Raw genomic sequence first — 644 nt, 5'->3', positions numbered from 1 at the left:
TGGAGGTTTGAACTCAATCAATCCTCCATTTTTTATATATAATTTTTCTTGGCGTGCCCAGAGAGATTCGAACTCCCGACCTTCTGATTCGTAGTCAGACACTCTATCCAGCTGAGCTATGGGCACATATATGGAGGCGACACCCAGATTTGAACTGGGGAATAAAGGTTTTGCAGACCTCTGCCTTACCACTTGGCTATGCCGCCGTATTTGGCTGGGGTAGCAGGACTCGAACCTACGAATGCCAGAGTCAAAGTCTGGTGCCTTACCGACTTGGCTATACCCCAATACTAATTTGAATCTGTGTATAGTTGTAAAAAACATCATCTAGACAATAATACGCCAAAAAATAAATAAAAGTGGGGTGGATAATGGGATTCGAACCCATGACCTCCAGAGCCACAATCTGGCGCGCTAACCAACTGCGCTATACCCACCATAATGTTTCAAATATTTTCTAGAAAAATGGAGCGGGTGAAGGGAATCGAACCCTCGCAACCAGCTTGGAAGGCTGGGGCTCTACCACTGAGCTACACCCGCATAGTTAGTTAATAAAAATGGAGCGGAAGACGAGATTCGAACTCGCGACCCTCGCCTTGGCAAGGCGATGCTCTACCACTGAGCCACTTCCGCATGCTATTATC

General features: G+C 46.6%; 6 tRNA genes. All 6 read right to left on the bottom strand.

Going from position 1 to position 644, the window contains the following annotated elements:
* Positions 1–49 precede the first annotated feature (49 nt).
* Positions 50–126, bottom strand: a tRNA-Arg gene (locus tag DW1_RS05325).
* Positions 127–131: 5 nt separating this feature from the next.
* Positions 132–206 (bottom strand) — tRNA-Cys (locus DW1_RS05320).
* A 5-nt stretch (positions 207–211) separates the two neighbouring features.
* Positions 212–287 (bottom strand) — tRNA-Gln (locus DW1_RS05315).
* Between the two features lie 73 nt (positions 288–360).
* Positions 361–437: transfer RNA gene (locus DW1_RS05310), tRNA-His, on the bottom strand.
* Positions 438–466: 29 nt separating this feature from the next.
* Positions 467–540 (bottom strand) — tRNA-Gly (locus DW1_RS05305).
* Positions 541–558: 18 nt separating this feature from the next.
* A tRNA-Gly gene (locus DW1_RS05300) sits at positions 559–633 on the bottom strand.
* Between the last annotated feature and the right edge of the window lie 11 nt (positions 634–644).

Source organism: Proteiniborus sp. DW1 (genome assembly GCF_900095305.1).
GTDB lineage: Bacteria > Bacillota > Clostridia > Tissierellales > Proteiniboraceae > Proteiniborus.
Note: the sequence above shows the minus strand (reverse complement) of the source record. Positions and strands in the feature narration are given on the sequence as shown.